Source organism: Actinophytocola sp. (assembly GCF_036002505.1).
In the GTDB taxonomy this organism is placed as follows: domain Bacteria; phylum Actinomycetota; class Actinomycetes; order Mycobacteriales; family Pseudonocardiaceae; genus DASYTH01.
Genome location: NZ_DASYTH010000128.1, coordinates 1 through 16,045 on the forward strand (window position 1 = coordinate 1; position 16,045 = coordinate 16,045).

The following is a 16,045-nucleotide window of genomic DNA, read 5'->3' on the forward strand; positions in this document are numbered from 1 at the left end:
GGTTGACATTCCCACGGGGAACATCCGGCACGAGCAGACCGGCGAGCTGCCGATCGCCACGGGAATGACGCCGGACGGGTCGAAAACCTACATGGCCGACTTCCTCGGCGGTGCGGTGTCGTGCATCTCCAACCAGCCCACGGAGAACAAGTGCGTCACCGGCAGCACCACCGCGCACACCAAGCAGATCGACCTGTGGGGTAGCTACGACCCGGTGGCCGGTGCCTCCGGACCGTTCGGCGGCCTGCCGATCCAGCTACCCGTGGCGCCGGACAACTCGGCCCTGCTCGTGGCGAACACGTTGACGTCCAACATCACCGTGATCGACCCGAAGACGGACGAGATCGTCAAGTGGCTGCCCTGCGACGCCGGATGCCACGGCATCAACTTCGGCGCCAAGAAGGGCGGCGGCTACTACGCCTACGCCTCCAGCAAGTTCGCCAACACCCTGGCCGTGATCGACACCGATCCGAACCAGGACGGCAACCCGGAGGACGCGGCCGTGGTCGGCAAGTTCGTGCTCGACGGCACCGCGGCGACGCCGAAGGACGGAACCATCACCAAGTGGGCCGGCTTCGGCGGGCAGGGCGTGCTGCCCATCCCGCTGGCCTACGAGGGCTGGGTGCAGCGCGTGCCCAGCAACGCGGTCAACGACCAGTTGACCTGCCGCCAGCGTCACCCGGTGACGTTCCAAACCGACTGCTAGACAACGGTTTCGCGCGGGTCGGGGCCACCGCTCCGACCCGCGCGGACCGCGGAGGAAACCGTGCACATCCCGAAACTGCGCTGGCTGCTCGCCGCCGGCCTCACGGCGGCCTTGCTCCTGCCCGGCCCGGCCACGACCCCACTGTCCACTCCCGACCCGGTTGTTCCGGCGCCGGTCGCCGCCGCGGCGCCCACCAGCGGCGGCGGTGAGGACCTCGGCGACGGCACCCGGACCGCCGAGTGGCAGCTCGCCGACGGCGAGAAGGTGTTCAACCTGCGCCTCGCACCGCTGGCCTGGGCGGTCAAGCCCGGTGTGGTGAAACAGGCCTTCGCCATCAACGGAACCGTGCCGGGCCCGGTGATCCGGGTCAACGAGGGCGACAAGCTGCGCATCAACGTCAAGAACGACCTGCCCGAGCCCACGTCGCTGCACTGGCACGGGATGGTGCTGCCGAACAGCCAGGACGGCGTGCCCGGGCTCACCCAGCTGATGATCGACCCCGGCCAGACCTACACCTACCGGTGGACCGCGGTGAGCACCGGAACCCATTGGTACCACTCACACATGGGCGGCGAGCAGGAGGGCCGCGGGGTGTACGGCGCGCTCGAGGTGGTGCCCCGGCTCGGCGACATCCCGGCCGACCGCGACTACCGGATCATGATCGGCGACGGCGCGCTCGGCTTCGTGTTCAACGGCAAGAGCTTCCCGGCCACCGCGCCGCTGCGCGCCAAGGTCGGCGAGCGGGTGCGGTTCCGGCTGATCGGCACCGGGCCGGAGATGATCCACCCGATCCACCTGCACGGCGGGTTCTTCGAAGTGGTCGCCCAGGACGGAAACCGGCTGCCGTTCCCGCAGCGGATGGACACGGTGCTGGTCGGCGTCGGGCAGACCTTCGACATCGTCTACACGCCCCCGGTCGCGGGCAAGTGGATGCTGCACTGCCACATCTTCTCCCACTCGGAGACCAACGAGGGGATGAGCGGCCTGGTCAGCATCCTCTACGTGGACCCGCCGTCCATCCCCATCCCGGAGCTGCTCGCCCCGCCGCCATCCCAGCCTGAACCATCCCAGCCTTCCCAGCAGGCGCCCCCGCTTCCGCTGCCCAGCCTCCCGCTCCTGCCTCTCGAAGGGATCACCCATGTCCACTAGGCTCCGCGCCCTGGCCGTGCTTCTCCTTGCCGGCGTGGGAATGCTGGCGTTCACCCCGCTCGCGGCCGCCCACGTCACGGTTACCGCGGACGATGCGGCGTCCGGGCACGCCGTCCGGGCCGTGTTCCGGGTACCCAACGAGCGGGATGACGCCTCGACGGTGCGGCTGCAGATCACGTTCCCCGAGGAGCATCCACTCGGGAACGTCACGATCGCGCAGACCCCGGGATGGACGGCGACCGTGGAGAAACAGTCCATCACCTGGCAGGGAGGGGCGATCAAACCGGGCGAGTTCGCCGAGTTCCCGGTGTCGCTGAGCCTCCCGCACGGCGTCGACCGGCTGGTGTTCAAGGCTGTTCAGTCCTATTCAGACGGTCAGGTGGTGCGCTGGATCGAGGAGCCCGCCGACGGCGCACCCGAGCCCGAGCACCCGGCGCCGGTGCTCGCGCTCTCTGCCGGCCACGGTGCGTCCACTGTGGATATGTTCGCCCGTGCGGCGGGAATCGCCGGAGTGGTCACCGCGTTCGGCGCACTGGCCGCCGTGGTGCTGCTGGGTCGCCGGCGGGTGACGCGACCGCCCGCCGTCCCAGCGCACCGCACGGCCCGGGAGAAAGCGCGGGTCTGACATGCGGACAACCGTTGCGGCCGTTCTGGTCGCGGTGTGCACGATGCTGGCCGTGCCCGCGCCGGCCTGGGCACACGCATTGCTGGTGTCCACCACGCCGGGCAACTGGCAGCTGATCGACGCCTCACCCGGGTCGGTGTCGATGCGGTTCTCCGAGCCGGTGGACCTCGGGCTCGCGCAGGTGCGGCTGATCGGCCCGCGGGGCAACGACATCGCCGGAGCCGGCCGGCCGGAGCACCCCGAGGGCAGACCGGACAGCCTCATGATCACGGTGCCGGAGACGCTGGCCAACGGCACGTACACGGTGGCCTGGCGGGTGGTCTCCGCCGACACGCACCCGGTGCAGGGCGCGTTCACGTTCAGCGTCCGGGAGGCGACCGGCCCGGCCGCGGTCGCGCTGGACGACCCGTCGGCGGGGTCGGCGACCGCGACCGGCCTGTACGGGCTGGCCCGCTGGCTCGCCCTGGCGGGGTTCGCGTTGCTGGTGGGCACCGCGCTGTTCGTCGCGGTGTGCTGGCCGGGCGGCCTGGCCCGGCGCGGCACCCGCCGGCTCATGGTCGCCGGCCTGGTCACCGCGTTCGGCGCGAGCGTGGCCACCCTGCTGCTGTACGGGCCGTACGTGGGCGGCGGCTCGCTGGCCGGCACGCTGGGCGGCCGGATCGGGCCGATTCTCCTGGTGCGCCTGGGTTTGCTGGCCGGCATCGGGTTCGCGCTGATCCGCTTCCCGGCCGCCGGACCGTCCACACGGGACAGAGTGCGGCCCGGAGCGCTGGTGCTGACCGGGACGGCGGCGCTGGCGAGCACCTGGAGCCTGGTCACCCACAGCGCGGGCAGCGGCCTGGAGTGGCTGTCGGTGCCGGCCGACGTGATCCACCTGTCGGCCGCCGGGGTGTGGGTCGGTGGGTTGCCGGTGCTGCTGGGCGTGCTGCTGCGGTCCGGTGACGTCGCCGCCATGCGCACGGCCATCCCGCGGTTCTCCACGATCGCCGGCTCCTGCGTCGGAATCCTGGTGGCGACCGGGATCTATCAGAGCTGGCGCGAGGTCGGCACGTTCCCGGCGCTGTTCAGCACCACCTACGGGGTGCGGCTGATGGTCAAGTTGGGGCTGGTCGCGGTGCTGCTGTCGATCGGCGCGCTGGCCCGGTTGTGGGTGCGCCGGCAGTACGGCGCCGGCCCGGCCACCGTCGCGGCGAAGCGGCGGGCCCGGCGCGGGCCGGAGCACAGCGAGATCGGCCGGTTCCGCAAGCTCGTCACCACCGAGACGGTGCTGGCCGGGCTGCTGCTCGGGATGACCACGGCGCTGATCAGCACCGAGCCGGCGCGGGCCGAGCTGGACCGGCTGCGCAATCCCCCGCGGTCGGCCGCCGCCGAGGGCCCGCTCTCGCTCGCGGTTCCGTTCGACGCCGGCGGACCGACCGGCAAGGGGCAGATCGCGCTCGCGTTCGCCCCGGCCAGGACCGGCCGCAACGAGCTGCACCTCGCCGTGCTCGACCCGGCCGGGACGCCGAAGCAGGTGCCCGAGGTCCGGGCCGAGCTGCGGCTGCCCGAGGCCGGGATCGGGCCGATCGCGCTGCCGCTGACCACTACCGCGCCGCCCCGCTACGTCCGCAGCGGGCCGACGCATTACAGCGCGCCGGAGGTCACCGTGCCGATGCCCGGGCGGTGGGAGCTGGCCATCGTGGTGCGCACCTCGGAGATCAACCAGACCACCGTCCGGGTTCCGGTAAACATCTCGTAACCCGGCGTAGCCGCAAACCTCACCGCCTCGTTGATCCTGCGGTGAGGAGAAAGGTGGCAGGCCATGTACGGGTCCCTGACCATGGCAGCCGCAGATGCCCGCGGGCTACCCCCGGACGCGTTGGTGGACCTGCGAAAGCGGGTCATCGCCGCGGTGCAGTCCGGGGCGTCCCAGGCGGAGGTAGCGCGGTTGTTCGGCGTGTCCCGGCAGACGGTCGGCTCGTGGGTGCGGGCCTACCGCAACCGCGGCGAGGGGTCGCTGCGGCCGGGGCGGCGCGGGCGGCGGCCGGGTGAGCAGCTCGCGCTGACCACCGAGCAGCAGCTCTGGGTGGCCCGGACGGTGATCCGTCGGACCCCGGACGAGATCGGGTTGCTGTACCAGGTGTGGACCCGGCAGGCGGTGGCCGAGCTGATCAACCGCGAGTTCCGGGTGGTGCTCGGCGTGACCACGATCGGCAGCTACCTGTCCCGCTGGGGCTTCCCCAACCCCCAGGACCTGCTGCAGAACCTGCGCAGCCGCAACGCCCTCGCGGTCACCGGCGCACCGGCGGGCCGGCCGGCATGGATTCCCGGCGCCGAGGCCATGTGGATCGGCTACGACACTCCACAGTGGACAATCGGGCGGAAGCCCGGCTGGCCGGACGCCAGCGTGCTGGTGGCAGTCTCCAACCGCGGCGCCACCTATTTCCTGCCCTGCGCCGACCCGTTCGACGGCTGCGAGCTCCGCGGCTTCCTCGAGCGTCTCACCGGCCAGGTCCGCCGGCGCCTCAACCTGATCGTGTGCTGGCAACCCGTCCGCAACCGCCCGGAACTCGACGCCTGGACCGCCGCCAACGCCACCATCGCGACCCTCCGTTGCCTGGCCCCGGGCTGAGAGGTGCTCACGGCTCCGGCCGCGCACCGATCAGCAGCAGGCAGAGCACGGCGACCGCGGCGACGATGCCGGCCACGATCAGCATCGGGTCGAGGCGCTCACCCACCACCGCGGCGCTGGCCTGGGCCGGTACGTCCGCGGTGCTGGTGATGGGTGGATCTTTGCTTGGTTGAGCCGGAACCGGTGCCGCCGGTGGCGCGGCCGCGGTGGTCGTCACGATGGGCCGCCGGGTCGCCGGTTGCTGGGCCGGCGCCGGAGGTGGCGCGGCGGTGGGGGTGTCCGCCGCCAGCCCGACGACCTGCGCGCGCATGTCGGGGTGCACCGAGCAGTAGTAGGCGTAGGTGCCGGGCACGGTGAAGGTGAACGTCCAGCTCTGGTTGGTCTGCAGCAGCGGCGATCGGAACGACGCCGGCCCGCTCGAGGTCACCACGTCGTGCGCGGCCTCGTCGTGGTTGGTCCAGGTGACCGAGTCGCCGGCGCGCACCGTCAGGGTGGCCGGCGAGTAGGCGTACCGCTCCATCATCACGTGCTGCGTGGCCGCGACGGCCGGCTGCGGGGCGAGCAGCGCGACACCGGGCGCGAGCAGCAGCCCGAGCGCGAGGGCCGCCCTCACCGGGCCAGCTCCAGAGCCGCCTCGACGTGCAGCCGGCGCGGAAAGCCGTTCGTGTCAAGGACTCCGTGCGCGGCGAGCACCACGGTGTCCAGATCCAGGTGGACCACCCGGGCCCGCATCGGCAGGTCGTGGTCCTCGTGCCGGACCCGAACCGTGCCGCGGAGGTCCAGCCGGCGCGGGCGGTCCGGCGCCACCACCGCGGTGAACCGGATCGTGCGGTGCCGCGCCGCCCACAGCCCGGACGAGCCGCTGACCACCCGGCGCAGCAGCGGAACGTTGGTACGCAACGACTTCGCCGAGATGTCCAGGCTCAGTGTGCTCGGCTCGCCGACCTCGAGGCAGCCGCGGACCGCCCGGAACCGGCCGCGCAGCAGCGGCCGGCCGAGCACCCGGACCGCGACCTCGAGCACGTACCGGTCCAGCCGCAGCTCGTAGCGGCCCGGCGGCGGCAGCGCGCCGGTGACCGCGGGCAGGACCGCGGTGTCGGCCTCGGTGGTGACGGCCACGGTGTCCTCCTCGGGGCAGAATGGGGGTGGTGGCCCGGCCGACCTCTCTTCGGCCGGGCCACCGCGGGGAATTCAGCAGGTGGCCTGCGCGGCCAGCGGCGCGACCACGGCCTCGATCATCGCCGTGTGCGTCGCTACATACTGGTCGGCCGCCAGGATGTCGGTGACCTGCTGGAGCGGCGAGCGCTCCAGGTGCGCGCTGTTGATGTGCGCGATCAACGGCGCCAGCGCGTCCTTGACCGCCTGATCACCGGTGCCGTCGTACAGCGGTTGGAGCAACTGCTCCACCCACACCGTGTGGGTCAGCACGTACTGGTTGATGCTCAGAATGTCGGTGACCTGGTCGAGCGGACCGCGCTCGAGGTGCGCCGACTTCACGTGCGCCATGAACGTGTCCAGCACCTGCTTCGACACGCACTTTCCGGTGCCGGGCGGGGTGGTGGGCGGCGGATCGGTGCCGCCGCCCTGGACGGTCACCGTCGCCTTCATGTTCGGGTGGATCGAGCAGTAGTAGGCGTAGGTTCCCGCCTTCGTGAAGGTGTAGCTGAACGACTGTCCTGTTTGGAGGGTCGGGGAGGTGAACTTCTCCGGCCCGTCGGAGACCACGACGTTGTGCGGCGCGCTGTCGTGGTTGGTCCAGGTGACCGTGTCCCCGACGGTGATCGTCAACGTGGCCGGGCTGTAGGCGAAGTTCATGATCGCGACCGAGGTGCTCGACGCCGCCGCGGCGGGTTTCGCCTCGGCCGGTGCCGCCGCGGCGCCCGGAGCGGCCTGCGCCGGCGCCGGAACCACGTTGCCCAGATCCGGCACGACCCCGCTGAGATCTCCCGGCAGTATCCCGGTCACCGCCTTGTCGTCCACCCCGACCTGCCGCGCCGGCGCCGAGTCGGCGAGCCGCAACGAGGCCAGGCTGATCAGCGTGCCGGCCAGGGCGACCACCGCGAGCACCAGCAGGAGGCGGCGTCGGGGTGGCACGGAAGCCGGCGTCGGCGGGGACGCCTCCTCCTCTGCCACCCGCTCGGCCACCAGGGTGGCGGCATTGGACTGATTCATGCAGGGCACTCCTTCCGTATCCGATTCATCAACGGCCGGGACTGGCCGTGACGAGGAAGCTCGCGGCGATCAGCACGAACACCACGAGCACGGTCTCGGCGGCGACCGAGTAGACGAACGGCCGGACGGTGGCCGCGTCACCGCGGAGCACCACGGCGAAGTCCAGCCGGCGGGCCACCCAGCCGCGGCTGGCCTGCGCGACCAGCAGCACCAGCGCGACGATGCCGACCTTGACCAGCAGCAGCCGGCCGTAGCCGGTGTGCAGGACGGCTTCGACGGAACCGAGCACCTGCAGGGCGAGCACCACGCCGGCGATCACGATGAGCCCGACGGAGATCATCGCCAGCCGGGAGTACCGGGGCACCACCGTGCCGAGCTCGTCCGGGCGGCGCCGGGGCAGCACGCCGAACAGCAGCATGGCCAGACCGCCGATCCACAGGCAGATGCCGACGAGGTGGACGAGGTCGGCGACCTGCGCCCAACCCGGGCTGGGCGCATCCGTGGCATGGCCGGTCATGCCGCTGGTGCGGAGCAGCCCGAGCCCGACCGCGCCGGCCCCCACCCGCCAGGCGAGCGACCGGGCCGACCGCGCGCCGCCGCGCAGCAGCCCGGCGAGCACCACGCCGGCCAGCACCCACAGCAGCGCCCGGGCGAACCACACCCGTCCGAAGTGGACATCGAGAACCTGGCTCAGCAGAGCGGTGTCGAACGCGTCCGCGACCGGCCGGCCGGAGGCCCACACGCCCTCCAGCCCGATGGCGGCGACCGTACCGATGATGCCGAGCACCCAGCCGGTCCCGACCAGGCGGCGCGCCCCGGCCACCCCGGCGCCGGCCGGCCACACCGCGGCCAGGAACGCCAGGCCGCCCAGGAACACCGCGGTGCCGAGGTAGTCCAGCCCGCGGGCCAGCACGTACGCCGCGTGCGCCCAGGACACGCTCACGTCGCCCCCTCGCAGGCTCGGTCGCGCCGCGAGCGGGCGCCCTGTGACATTGATTCGCTCGCAAGCTCGCTCATGACGCCCCCTCGCAGGCTCGGTCGCGCCGCTCGCGGACGCCCTGTGACATTGATTCGCTCGCAAGCTCGCTCATGGCCCCGGCTCCGGCGGGCAGGTGCCGAGCAGGGCGTCCAGCGGCAGCGGGGTTCCGGCGGGGTCAGCGGGAACAGCCGGCAGCGCGCTGACCGGAAGCGGCAGGCCGATCGCGCCGGTCACGCCGCCGACCGCGGACAGCAGCGTGTCGAGCACGCCGGAAACCAGCCCGGGCTGGCAGATCGGCGGGGGTGAGGCCGGCGTCGTCGTCGTGGTCGGCTGGCTCGGGTGCGGGTGCGCGGCCGACGTCGTGGTGGTGACGCGTGGAAGCTGCGTGCCGGGCACGACCTGCCGCGGCACCGCCGGGTTGGCCGGCGCCGGCTGGCCGGGCGGCGTGGTGGTGGTCACCGGCGCCGTTGTCCGGATGGCCGGCGGTCTCGTCGCGATCGCCTGGCCACCTCCCGGTGCCGGCTGGTCACCGAAGATCGGCCGCACACCGAAGCCCGAGGCGTAGCCGACGACCACGACCACCGACCCGACCAGGCTCGCCGCGACGACAGTCTCCCGGCTGAACAAGCGCCTACTCACGAGTCAAGAGTCGATCAGACGTCCTCTTACCGGGCGTCACCGTCCGATGACCGCTCGGTAAATTCAGCCTCCCCGGAACGGAGTAGCGCCGGTGAGGCTATTCGTCGGCGAGATGGTGCTCCACTCGCTCCACCTTGGCCCGCAGCTGGCCGGTGTGCCCGGGCCGGATGTCCGCCTTGAGCACCAGGCTCACCCGCGGCGCCTGCGCCTGCACGACCTCGACGGCGCGTTTCACCACCTCCATGACCTCGTCCCAGCTGTTGCCCTCCAGCGTCGTGAACATGGCCGTGGTTTCGTTGGGCAGCCCCGACTCGCGAACCACCCGGACCGCGTCGGCAACCGCCTTGCCCACGCTGTCCGACTCTCCGCCGAGCGGGCTGACACTGAACGCGACGAGCACGCGATCCTCCCTGGGTCCAGGTGGCGATGTGCAGGCAGACTCCTGGATACCCACTGGTAGCTTCAAGCCCCATGAGCCCGCGACCGCTGCCGTTCGACCCGATCGTTCGCGCGGCCGAGCTGTGGACCGCGCGCATCGGACCGTCCACCACGATGGCCGCCGTCACCAGCATCATGCGCGTCCAGCAGATCCTGCAGTCCGCTGTGGACGGCGCCCTGAAAGCACACGGCCTCACCTTCGCCCGCTACGAGGCGCTGGTGCTGCTGGTGTTCTCCCGCCGCGGCAGCCTCCCCATGCGGGTCATGGGCGAGCGCCTCCAGCTCCACCCCACCAGCGTCACCAACATCGTCGACCGCCTCGAAGCCGACGGCCTGGTCAAGCGCACCCCGCACCCCACCGACCGGCGCACCACCCTGGCCGAGATCACCGACCCCGGCCGCGACCGCATGGCCGCCGCCACCGAAGCCGTCACCGGCATCGAGTTCGGCCTGCGCGGCCTCACCGACCGTCAGACCGCCGCCCTCACCGACCTCCTCGCCAAAGTCCGCAAAGCCGCCGGCGACTTCACCGACTAGCCGCAGCCATGTTGGCGTCTCACGTCGCCGTGTTGGCGCGCCACGTCGCCGTGTTGGCCTCTGGCGCGGGTGTGTTGGCTGGTGACGACGCCGCCGGACACCACTGACGACAACCCCCACGCACGCTCGGCCAACACGGCGACGCCACAAGCCAACGCAGCGACGCCACGAGCCAACATGGCGACGTCAGGGGCCAATACAGCGAATATCACGAAATGCGGCTGGGGTACCATGCCGCCGGCGAGCATTGGCGCGCAAGGGCCGATGCCATTTTCAGTGTGGGTGAGCTCAGAATCGCCCTGATCGGATCGATCACGCTGAACACCTCCTCCTGGGCGGCGTCCATCGCCTCGGCAGCGCGATTCTGAGCGGCGTAGTTGGTTGGCGCGGCCTTGTCCAGCTGGGCTTTCGCGGCGACGACTTTGTCGCGCGCGGAGGTGTATTTTCCCAGGAATGTCAAGTACGCGACCTTTCCGACCTGGTCTGGCGCCGGGGGAAGAGCGGTCAGGCGGTCGATCGCTTTGGTCAGGTTTGCCGCGTAGTCCCCGAGGACCTTGCTGATGATTTGCTTGGCGGCCTTGGGGGTCTTGGGGAAGGGCGGTTGCGTCATCGCGTTGTTGTCCGCCGTGAAACCATTGACCGCGCCACAAAAACCGTCCATCCAGTGCACCGCGATGTCGATGCGCACCACCGGCGTGAAGGCTGTGGCGGACTGCACTTGTGTGGTACTTGTGGTGGTCGGCGCCGGTGAGTCACTGACGGACAACGAGAGCGGATTGTCGCCGCATCCGGCCAGCAACAGGCCGAGGCTCGTTCCGGCCGCGGCGAGCAGCATGATTGATCGATTTGTATTTCGTGTCATCACCGTTCACGCCCGGAATACCCAAAGGGTTGCCTCCTGGAATGGCATTACCCGGCCGAGGCTGCCACGGTCGTCGCAGCGCGGACGAAGGCGGCGAGCGCCCGCGACCGGCTCTGCTCCGGCCACGCGATCAGCATCGTGCTGGTGGGCGCGTCGAGGACTGGTACGCCGATCAGATCGCGGCGCAGTGGGCCGAGGACGGATTTGGGCTCCAGCGCGATCGTCCGGCCCAGCGTGATGAGCTGCATGAGCTCACCGGCGTCGTGCACCAGTGGCCCGGGGCCGAACTCGACTCCGGCGCCGGCCCAGCGGTCCTCCGGCTCGCCGGGCCAACGTGGCAGCGGCTCGCCGCGGAGATCGTTCAGCCGCAGGCTTTTCCGCCCGGCCAGCCGGTGCGTGCGCGGCAGGACCGCCAGCGGACGCTCGACCATCAGCTCCTCGGTGTCCAGCCCGCGCAGGCTGGCCGGCGGGCCGTGCAGAAACGCGACGTCGGCCTGACCGTCCCGCAGGTAGGCCAGGCGTCCGACGGTGCGGACGTCGATGTCCACCGGAATCGCGTCCGGGTCGGCTGCGTAGGCGGCCAGGATGTCCCGCAACAGGATGTCGCCGCACGGGGAGATGGTCAGCAGCAGCCGCGGGCTGGGCTGGCCGGCACGCCGGGCCTTGCGCGCCGCGGCCGCCACCGCGTCAAGAATGGGGCGGCTTTCCGCCAGCAGGACCTCGCCGGCCGCGGTGAGGGTGACGCGCTGGCTGGTGCGCTCCAGCAACGTCACGCCGAGGCGGCGCTCCAGCTGCCGGATCGCCCGGGACAGCGGTGGCTGCGTCACGCCCAGACGCATCGCCGCCCGGCCGAAATGCAGCTCCTCGGCCACGGCCACGAAGTAGGTCAGCTCCCGGGTCTCCAGCCGCTCCATACCCGCACGGTATCGACGGTGATCCGGTTTGTCTTTGCCGTCGCGCCGCCGGCGATGATGAGGTCTGTCCCATGACGAAGGTCGCTCTGGTCACCGGCGCGAACAAGGGCATCGGGTACGCGATCGCCGCCGGGCTCGCCGCCGGCGGGATGTCGGTGCTGCTCGCCGCACGGGACGCGGGCCGCGGGGAGCAGGCCGCGGCGGCCCTGCGCGGCGATGTGCACCCGGTCGTCCTCGACGTCACCGACCCGGAGTCCGCCCGCGCGGCGGCCGAGCACGTCGAAGCGCGCTTCGGACATCTCGACGTGCTGGTCAACAATGCCGGAATCACCGGCCCACGGGGTGTTGCCGCCGTTGACGCCGACGCGGTCCGCGCGGTGTTCGAGACGAACGTCTTCGGCGTGCTCACGGTGACCAACGCCCTGCTCCCCCTGCTGCGGCGCGCACCGTCCGCGCGGATCGTGAACCTGTCCAGCAGTGTCGGATCGTTCGGCCGCACCACGGATCCGGAGAGCCCGTTCGCCAGCCTGCCGCCGTCGGCCACCTATCCCGCGTCCAAGGCCGCGCTCAACGCCCTGACCGTCCACTACGCCAAGGAGCTCCGCGGCACCGGAATCCTGGTCAACGCGGCCGATCCGGGCGGCACCGCGACGGACATGACCAGGGCGTGGGGTTATCGGCTCGACCGCTCCCCGGCCCGGGCCGCGACGATCGTGGTCCGGTTGGCCACGCTCGGCCCCGACGGTCCCACCGGCGGCTTCTTCGACGAAAACGGCCAAGTGCCTTGGTGATCACCCCAATATGCGGCATCGTATTGCGGCAGACCGTAACGGTCTGCTGACACCTCGCGAAGTCGTTAGGTATGGCGGTGTTTCTGGGTCACCGCCCGGAATTGGGAGGACATGATGACCGAGGCGGTCCCCGCCGCGCCGGTTCCCGCGACGCCGATCAACGCGACGTCGATTATGGCCGCGGCGCCCGGCACCGGGTGGGCCAAGGTACGGGTGGCGGGGTTGCGGGCGTTGCGCACGCTGGTTCAGGGTGTGGCCGGAGCGGTTCCCTCGGCCGGGGTCGGCGCCGCGGTCCTCACCTCCGGCTACTGGACCACGCTGGCCTACTCCTGCCTCGCCGCCGGGGTCGGCGCGCTGGTCTCGTTCGGACAGAACATGCTGAGCTTCCTGCCGGACGAGGCCGCGAATTAGCTGTCCTCCCACTGGAACACCCGGGCGGCGAGCAGACCGAGCGCCAGGGTGAAGCCGAGCAGGACGAGGCCGGGGACGACGAGCGCCTCGGCGGACCTGCCGCGGACGAGGAAGTTCATCATCCCGTCGTTCATGTGCCGCAACGGAAAGATGTTGGACACCGTGCGCAGCCAGCTGGGGGCGGCGTCGATCGGGAAAAACGTGCCGGACAGGAACGCCATCGGCAGCACCACGATGTTGGCCGCGCCGGTGGCCGCCTCCTCGGTCTTGGCGAACGAGCCGACCAGCATGCCGATGGCGAAGAACGCGAGCACGCCGAGCAGGAAGACCGGGATCGCCAGCCACCAGGTGCCGGTGAGCTTGAGCCCGAACACCGGCAGCATCCCGATCAGGATGAAGATCAGCGCCTGCCCGATGGCGATCCCGAACGTGACCAGCAGGCGCGAGGTGAGCAGCACCGGAACGCCGACCGGAGCCAGCCGGACCCGGCGCAGCACCTGCTTTCGCCGCCAGGACACCAGGGTCAGCGCCGAGCCGAACACCGCGCTGGTGGCCACGCCCCAGGACATGATGCCCGGGGTGAGGAACTGGATGGCGCTCAGCGACGTGTCCTCCACCTGGGCGGCCTGGACCTGGTAGCGCGGCGCCTGCCCGGTGGCCGTCTGGTTGGCGGCCGCCACCGCGGCGCCGAGGATGCCGCGCACGATGCCCGCCTGCGTCTGGTCGCTGGCCGCGAACCGCAGCGTGACCGTGTCGCCCTGCTCGGCCACCATCGCCGGCAGGTCCCCGTCCTTCACCTTGGCCACCGCGCTGTCGACGTCGCCGTACCGCTCGACGTCGACCGCCCCGGTCTGCTCCAGCGCGACGAGCACCGGCCCGTCCCCCACCGCACCGATCTTGATCTTGCTGGAGCCGGCGTCGCGGAAGATCAACCCGAACACGACGAGGAACATCAGCGGGAAGACGAACGTGAAGAACAGGGTGGCCTTGTCCCGGTAGAAGCCCTTGAGCATGGCCACCGAGAGGCTCCGGAACGCGGTCATGCCCGGTACTCCCGCCCGGTGAGCTGAAGGAACACGTCCTCCAGCGTGGCCGTCCGCACCTGCAGCCCGCCGAGGCTGCCTCGTTCGGCGAGCGCGCCGAGCAGTCGCGCCGGCTCCCGCGTGGAGATGCTCAACGAGACGTCGTCCGCCGACACCGACTCCGCCCCGGGCAGCGCGTGTGCCGCGTCCACCGGCAACGCCCCCGGCTCCAGCAGCACATGCGTCGGCGCGTCCAACCCGCGCACCAGCGTGGCCGGTGCATCCATCGCGAGGATCCGCCCGTGATCCATGATCGCCACCCGGTCGCACAGGATCTCGGCCTCGTCCAGATAGTGCGTGGTGTACAGGATCGTCTTGCCCCGATCCTGGATCGCCCGCAGCACATCCCACAGGTTCCGCCGCGCCTGCGGGTCCAGCGCCGCCGTCGGCTCGTCGAGGAAAACGATATCCGGGTCGTGCACCAGCGCGCACGCGATCGACAGCCGCTGCCGCTGCCCGCCGGACAGCTGGCCCTCCCGGGTACCCGCCTTGTCCGCCAGCCCCACCAGCTCGAGCATCTCGTCCACCCGCGCCGCGCCCACCCCGTACAGCGAACCGAACGTCTGCAGCTGCTCCCGCGTGGTCAGCTTCTCGAAGAAGCTCGACGCCTGCAGTTGCACCCCGATCCGCGGCAGCAGGTCCAGTTTGCGCGGCCAGGGCTCCTGCCCCAGCAACCGGACCCGCCCGCCGTCCGGCTTCCGCAGCCCCTCGACGATCTCCAGCGTGGTCGTCTTCCCGGCCCCGTTCGGCCCCAGAATGCCGAAGAACTCACCCTCCAGCACCGAGAACGACACCCCGTCGACGGCTTTCAGGTCCCCGTACGCCTTCCGAAGATCCTCCGCCACGATGGCGGCTCCCCCGTTACCTGTCATGCGCCGGAACCTAGCCCATGCGGTCCCCACCGTCTTGGCATGTTGGCGCCTGGCGTCGATGTGTTGGCGTCTGGCGTCGGCATGTTGGCCGCTCGCGTCGCCTGGTTGGCGCGTGGCGCACACCGCGTCGGCAACTGGCGCCGCGTCGACGACCCGGCCGACCCACGCCACCCGTCGTGACCGGCCAACACACCGTCGCAGCGGGCAAACACAGCGACGTGAGACGCCAACATGCGGGGTCACGAAAGACGGCGGATGTGCGGCGGAACCGGGAGGTCGAGGCCAGCCAGTAGCGGGTCCCGTACCGGCTCATCGAACACCAGGCGGGCCGGAACCACCCCGGCCCAGTGCCCGAGCGCGGCGTCCGGGCTTTCGCCGTCGTCCGGCGGCCCCGTGCGAACCTTGACCGAAGCCTCCTCCAGCGACAGTGCCAGCAACGTGCTCGCCGCCAGCTCCTTCCGGTTCGGCTGGCGGGCATAGTCCCACTGCCCGGGAATGATGTGCTCGACCAGGCAGCGCAGGCCGAGGAGCTTCTCGTCGGGGTCGGTGACCTGGCGCGGCACCCCGAAGATCATGGCGCTCCGGTAGTTGATGCCATGCTCGAAGACGCTCCGGGCGACCACGATGCCGTCGAGGTGGGCGACGGTGACGCACACCTCCGCATCGCCTCCCAGGCTCGGGCTGGCGACCGAGCCGTGCAGGTACAGGGTGTCCTGGGTGACGCCGTAAACCGTCGGCACCACCATGGGATAGCCGTCGACGACGACGCCGAGGTGGCACAGGAATCCGGCCGCAAGGATCTCATCGAGCACGGCCCGGTCCGGGGTGCCGCGCTTCTTCATCCGGCCCAGCCGGGTGCGCGGAGTCGTCGAGAGGGCCGGAAGCGAGGAGCTCATGGCACCTTCGTACCGCAACCGCGGAGCGGATCGACGCTGGTTGACATTGATTTTCGACCGGCGTAGGACGGTGTCCGGCAAGCCACGGAGGCAGCGATGCGAGGACCGGACGACGAGCCGCGCGACGAGCGCGAAGGTGGCCGGGCGGCCGAGCGGCGCCGGGAGTTCCTCGAACAGCGGTTCGGACCATCCGAACTAGAACATTCGGGTGAATCTTCGGATGAAGCCGAAACGGAAGATGGCGAGCCCGACGACCCCTCATCCGCAGGGGCAGACACCCGGGACTGATCGCCGGCAGGGAACCGACACTCCCGGGACCCGGGAGGCGCCGTGCGAGGCCCACTCGATCAGGAATTGACGC

Annotated in this window: 20 protein-coding genes; 9 read left to right on the top strand and 11 right to left on the bottom strand. The window is 71.1% G+C overall.

Going from position 1 to position 16,045, the window contains the following annotated elements; genetic code table 11:
- The 5 genes from VGR06_RS10990 to VGR06_RS11010 all read left to right on the top strand — a co-directional run.
- Positions 1–706: YncE family protein (locus tag VGR06_RS10990; RefSeq protein ID WP_414637222.1), on the top strand; the 706-nt coding region annotated here is incomplete at its 5' end.
- Between the two features lie 60 nt (positions 707–766).
- Positions 767–1,855 carry a multicopper oxidase family protein gene (locus tag VGR06_RS10995; RefSeq protein WP_327558907.1) on the top strand — a complete coding sequence of 363 codons (1,089 nt, stop codon included), beginning with the start codon at positions 767–769 and terminating at the stop codon, positions 1,853–1,855.
- Complete coding sequence (locus VGR06_RS11000) at positions 1,845–2,480, top strand: YcnI family protein (RefSeq protein WP_327558908.1); 636 nt, start codon at positions 1,845–1,847, stop codon at positions 2,478–2,480. Before VGR06_RS10995 ends, VGR06_RS11000 begins: the two co-directional genes overlap by 11 nt.
- A gap of 1 nt (position 2,481) precedes the next feature.
- Positions 2,482–4,218, top strand: a complete 1,737-nt coding sequence (locus tag VGR06_RS11005) for a copper resistance CopC/CopD family protein (protein ID WP_327558909.1) — start codon at positions 2,482–2,484, stop codon at positions 4,216–4,218.
- Between the two features lie 63 nt (positions 4,219–4,281).
- Positions 4,282–5,091 (top strand): helix-turn-helix domain-containing protein, encoded by an 810-nt coding sequence (locus VGR06_RS11010; RefSeq protein WP_327558910.1) that lies wholly within the window; start codon positions 4,282–4,284, stop codon positions 5,089–5,091.
- A 7-nt stretch (positions 5,092–5,098) separates the two neighbouring features.
- Here the strand turns inward: VGR06_RS11010 and VGR06_RS11015 are convergent, their stop codons facing one another.
- The 6 genes from VGR06_RS11015 to VGR06_RS11040 all read right to left on the bottom strand — a co-directional run bounded on the left by VGR06_RS11015 (position 5,099) and on the right by VGR06_RS11040 (position 9,281).
- Positions 5,099–5,704 carry a cupredoxin family copper-binding protein gene (locus VGR06_RS11015; protein WP_327558911.1) on the bottom strand — a complete coding sequence of 202 codons (606 nt, stop codon included), beginning with the start codon at positions 5,702–5,704 and terminating at the stop codon, positions 5,099–5,101.
- Positions 5,701–6,210 carry a hypothetical protein gene (locus VGR06_RS11020; RefSeq protein WP_327558912.1) on the bottom strand — a complete coding sequence of 170 codons (510 nt, stop codon included), beginning with the start codon at positions 6,208–6,210 and terminating at the stop codon, positions 5,701–5,703. Before VGR06_RS11020 ends, VGR06_RS11015 begins: the two co-directional genes overlap by 4 nt.
- Before the next feature lie 72 nt (positions 6,211–6,282).
- Positions 6,283–7,263 (bottom strand): cupredoxin family copper-binding protein, encoded by a 981-nt coding sequence (locus VGR06_RS11025; RefSeq protein ID WP_327558913.1) that lies wholly within the window; start codon positions 7,261–7,263, stop codon positions 6,283–6,285.
- 28 nt (positions 7,264–7,291) lie between these two features.
- Positions 7,292–8,206, bottom strand: a complete 915-nt coding sequence (locus tag VGR06_RS11030) for a copper resistance D family protein (RefSeq protein WP_327558914.1) — start codon at positions 8,204–8,206, stop codon at positions 7,292–7,294.
- Between the two features lie 144 nt (positions 8,207–8,350).
- The gene (locus tag VGR06_RS11035; RefSeq protein WP_327558915.1) at positions 8,351–8,881 is read right to left on the bottom strand and encodes a hypothetical protein; all 531 of its coding nucleotides are present in this window, start codon (positions 8,879–8,881) and stop codon (positions 8,351–8,353) included.
- A 97-nt stretch (positions 8,882–8,978) separates the two neighbouring features.
- Complete coding sequence (locus tag VGR06_RS11040) at positions 8,979–9,281, bottom strand: MTH1187 family thiamine-binding protein (protein WP_327558916.1); 303 nt, start codon at positions 9,279–9,281, stop codon at positions 8,979–8,981.
- A gap of 71 nt (positions 9,282–9,352) precedes the next feature.
- Here VGR06_RS11040 and VGR06_RS11045 point away from each other — a divergent pair, with 71 nt between their 5' ends.
- Positions 9,353–9,856, top strand: coding sequence for a MarR family transcriptional regulator (locus VGR06_RS11045; protein WP_327558917.1), 504 nt, complete (start codon positions 9,353–9,355; stop codon positions 9,854–9,856).
- Positions 9,857–10,064: 208 nt separating this feature from the next.
- Here the strand turns inward: VGR06_RS11045 and VGR06_RS11050 are convergent, their stop codons facing one another.
- Positions 10,065–10,691, bottom strand: coding sequence for a hypothetical protein (locus tag VGR06_RS11050; protein ID WP_327558918.1), 627 nt, complete (start codon positions 10,689–10,691; stop codon positions 10,065–10,067).
- Between the two features lie 74 nt (positions 10,692–10,765).
- A complete protein-coding gene (locus VGR06_RS11055) occupies positions 10,766–11,632 on the bottom strand; it encodes a LysR family transcriptional regulator (RefSeq protein ID WP_327558919.1) in 867 nt (288 codons plus the stop codon).
- Between the two features lie 71 nt (positions 11,633–11,703).
- Here VGR06_RS11055 and VGR06_RS11060 point away from each other — a divergent pair, with 71 nt between their 5' ends.
- Entirely contained in the window at positions 11,704–12,423 is a 720-nt protein-coding gene (locus VGR06_RS11060; RefSeq protein WP_327558920.1) for an SDR family NAD(P)-dependent oxidoreductase, read from the top strand.
- A 114-nt stretch (positions 12,424–12,537) separates the two neighbouring features.
- Positions 12,538–12,834: a hypothetical protein gene (locus VGR06_RS11065; protein WP_327558921.1), complete on the top strand. Its 297-nt coding sequence runs from the start codon at positions 12,538–12,540 to the stop codon at positions 12,832–12,834.
- Here VGR06_RS11065 and VGR06_RS11070 read toward each other — a convergent pair.
- From VGR06_RS11070 to VGR06_RS11080, 3 genes are all read right to left on the bottom strand, one after another.
- Positions 12,831–13,877, bottom strand: coding sequence for an ABC transporter permease (locus tag VGR06_RS11070; RefSeq protein WP_327558922.1), 1,047 nt, complete (start codon positions 13,875–13,877; stop codon positions 12,831–12,833). The genes VGR06_RS11065 and VGR06_RS11070 overlap by 4 nt on opposite strands.
- Positions 13,874–14,788, bottom strand: a complete 915-nt coding sequence (locus VGR06_RS11075) for an ABC transporter ATP-binding protein (protein WP_327558923.1) — start codon at positions 14,786–14,788, stop codon at positions 13,874–13,876. The genes VGR06_RS11070 and VGR06_RS11075 overlap by 4 nt, the downstream gene beginning before the upstream one ends.
- Positions 14,789–15,027: 239 nt before the next feature.
- A complete protein-coding gene (locus tag VGR06_RS11080) occupies positions 15,028–15,684 on the bottom strand; it encodes a pyridoxamine 5'-phosphate oxidase family protein (protein ID WP_327558924.1) in 657 nt (218 codons plus the stop codon).
- Between the two features lie 96 nt (positions 15,685–15,780).
- Between VGR06_RS11080 and VGR06_RS11085 the strand changes: the two genes are divergently transcribed.
- Complete coding sequence (locus VGR06_RS11085) at positions 15,781–15,972, top strand: hypothetical protein (protein ID WP_327558925.1); 192 nt, start codon at positions 15,781–15,783, stop codon at positions 15,970–15,972.
- Positions 15,973–16,045: the final 73 nt, after the last annotated feature.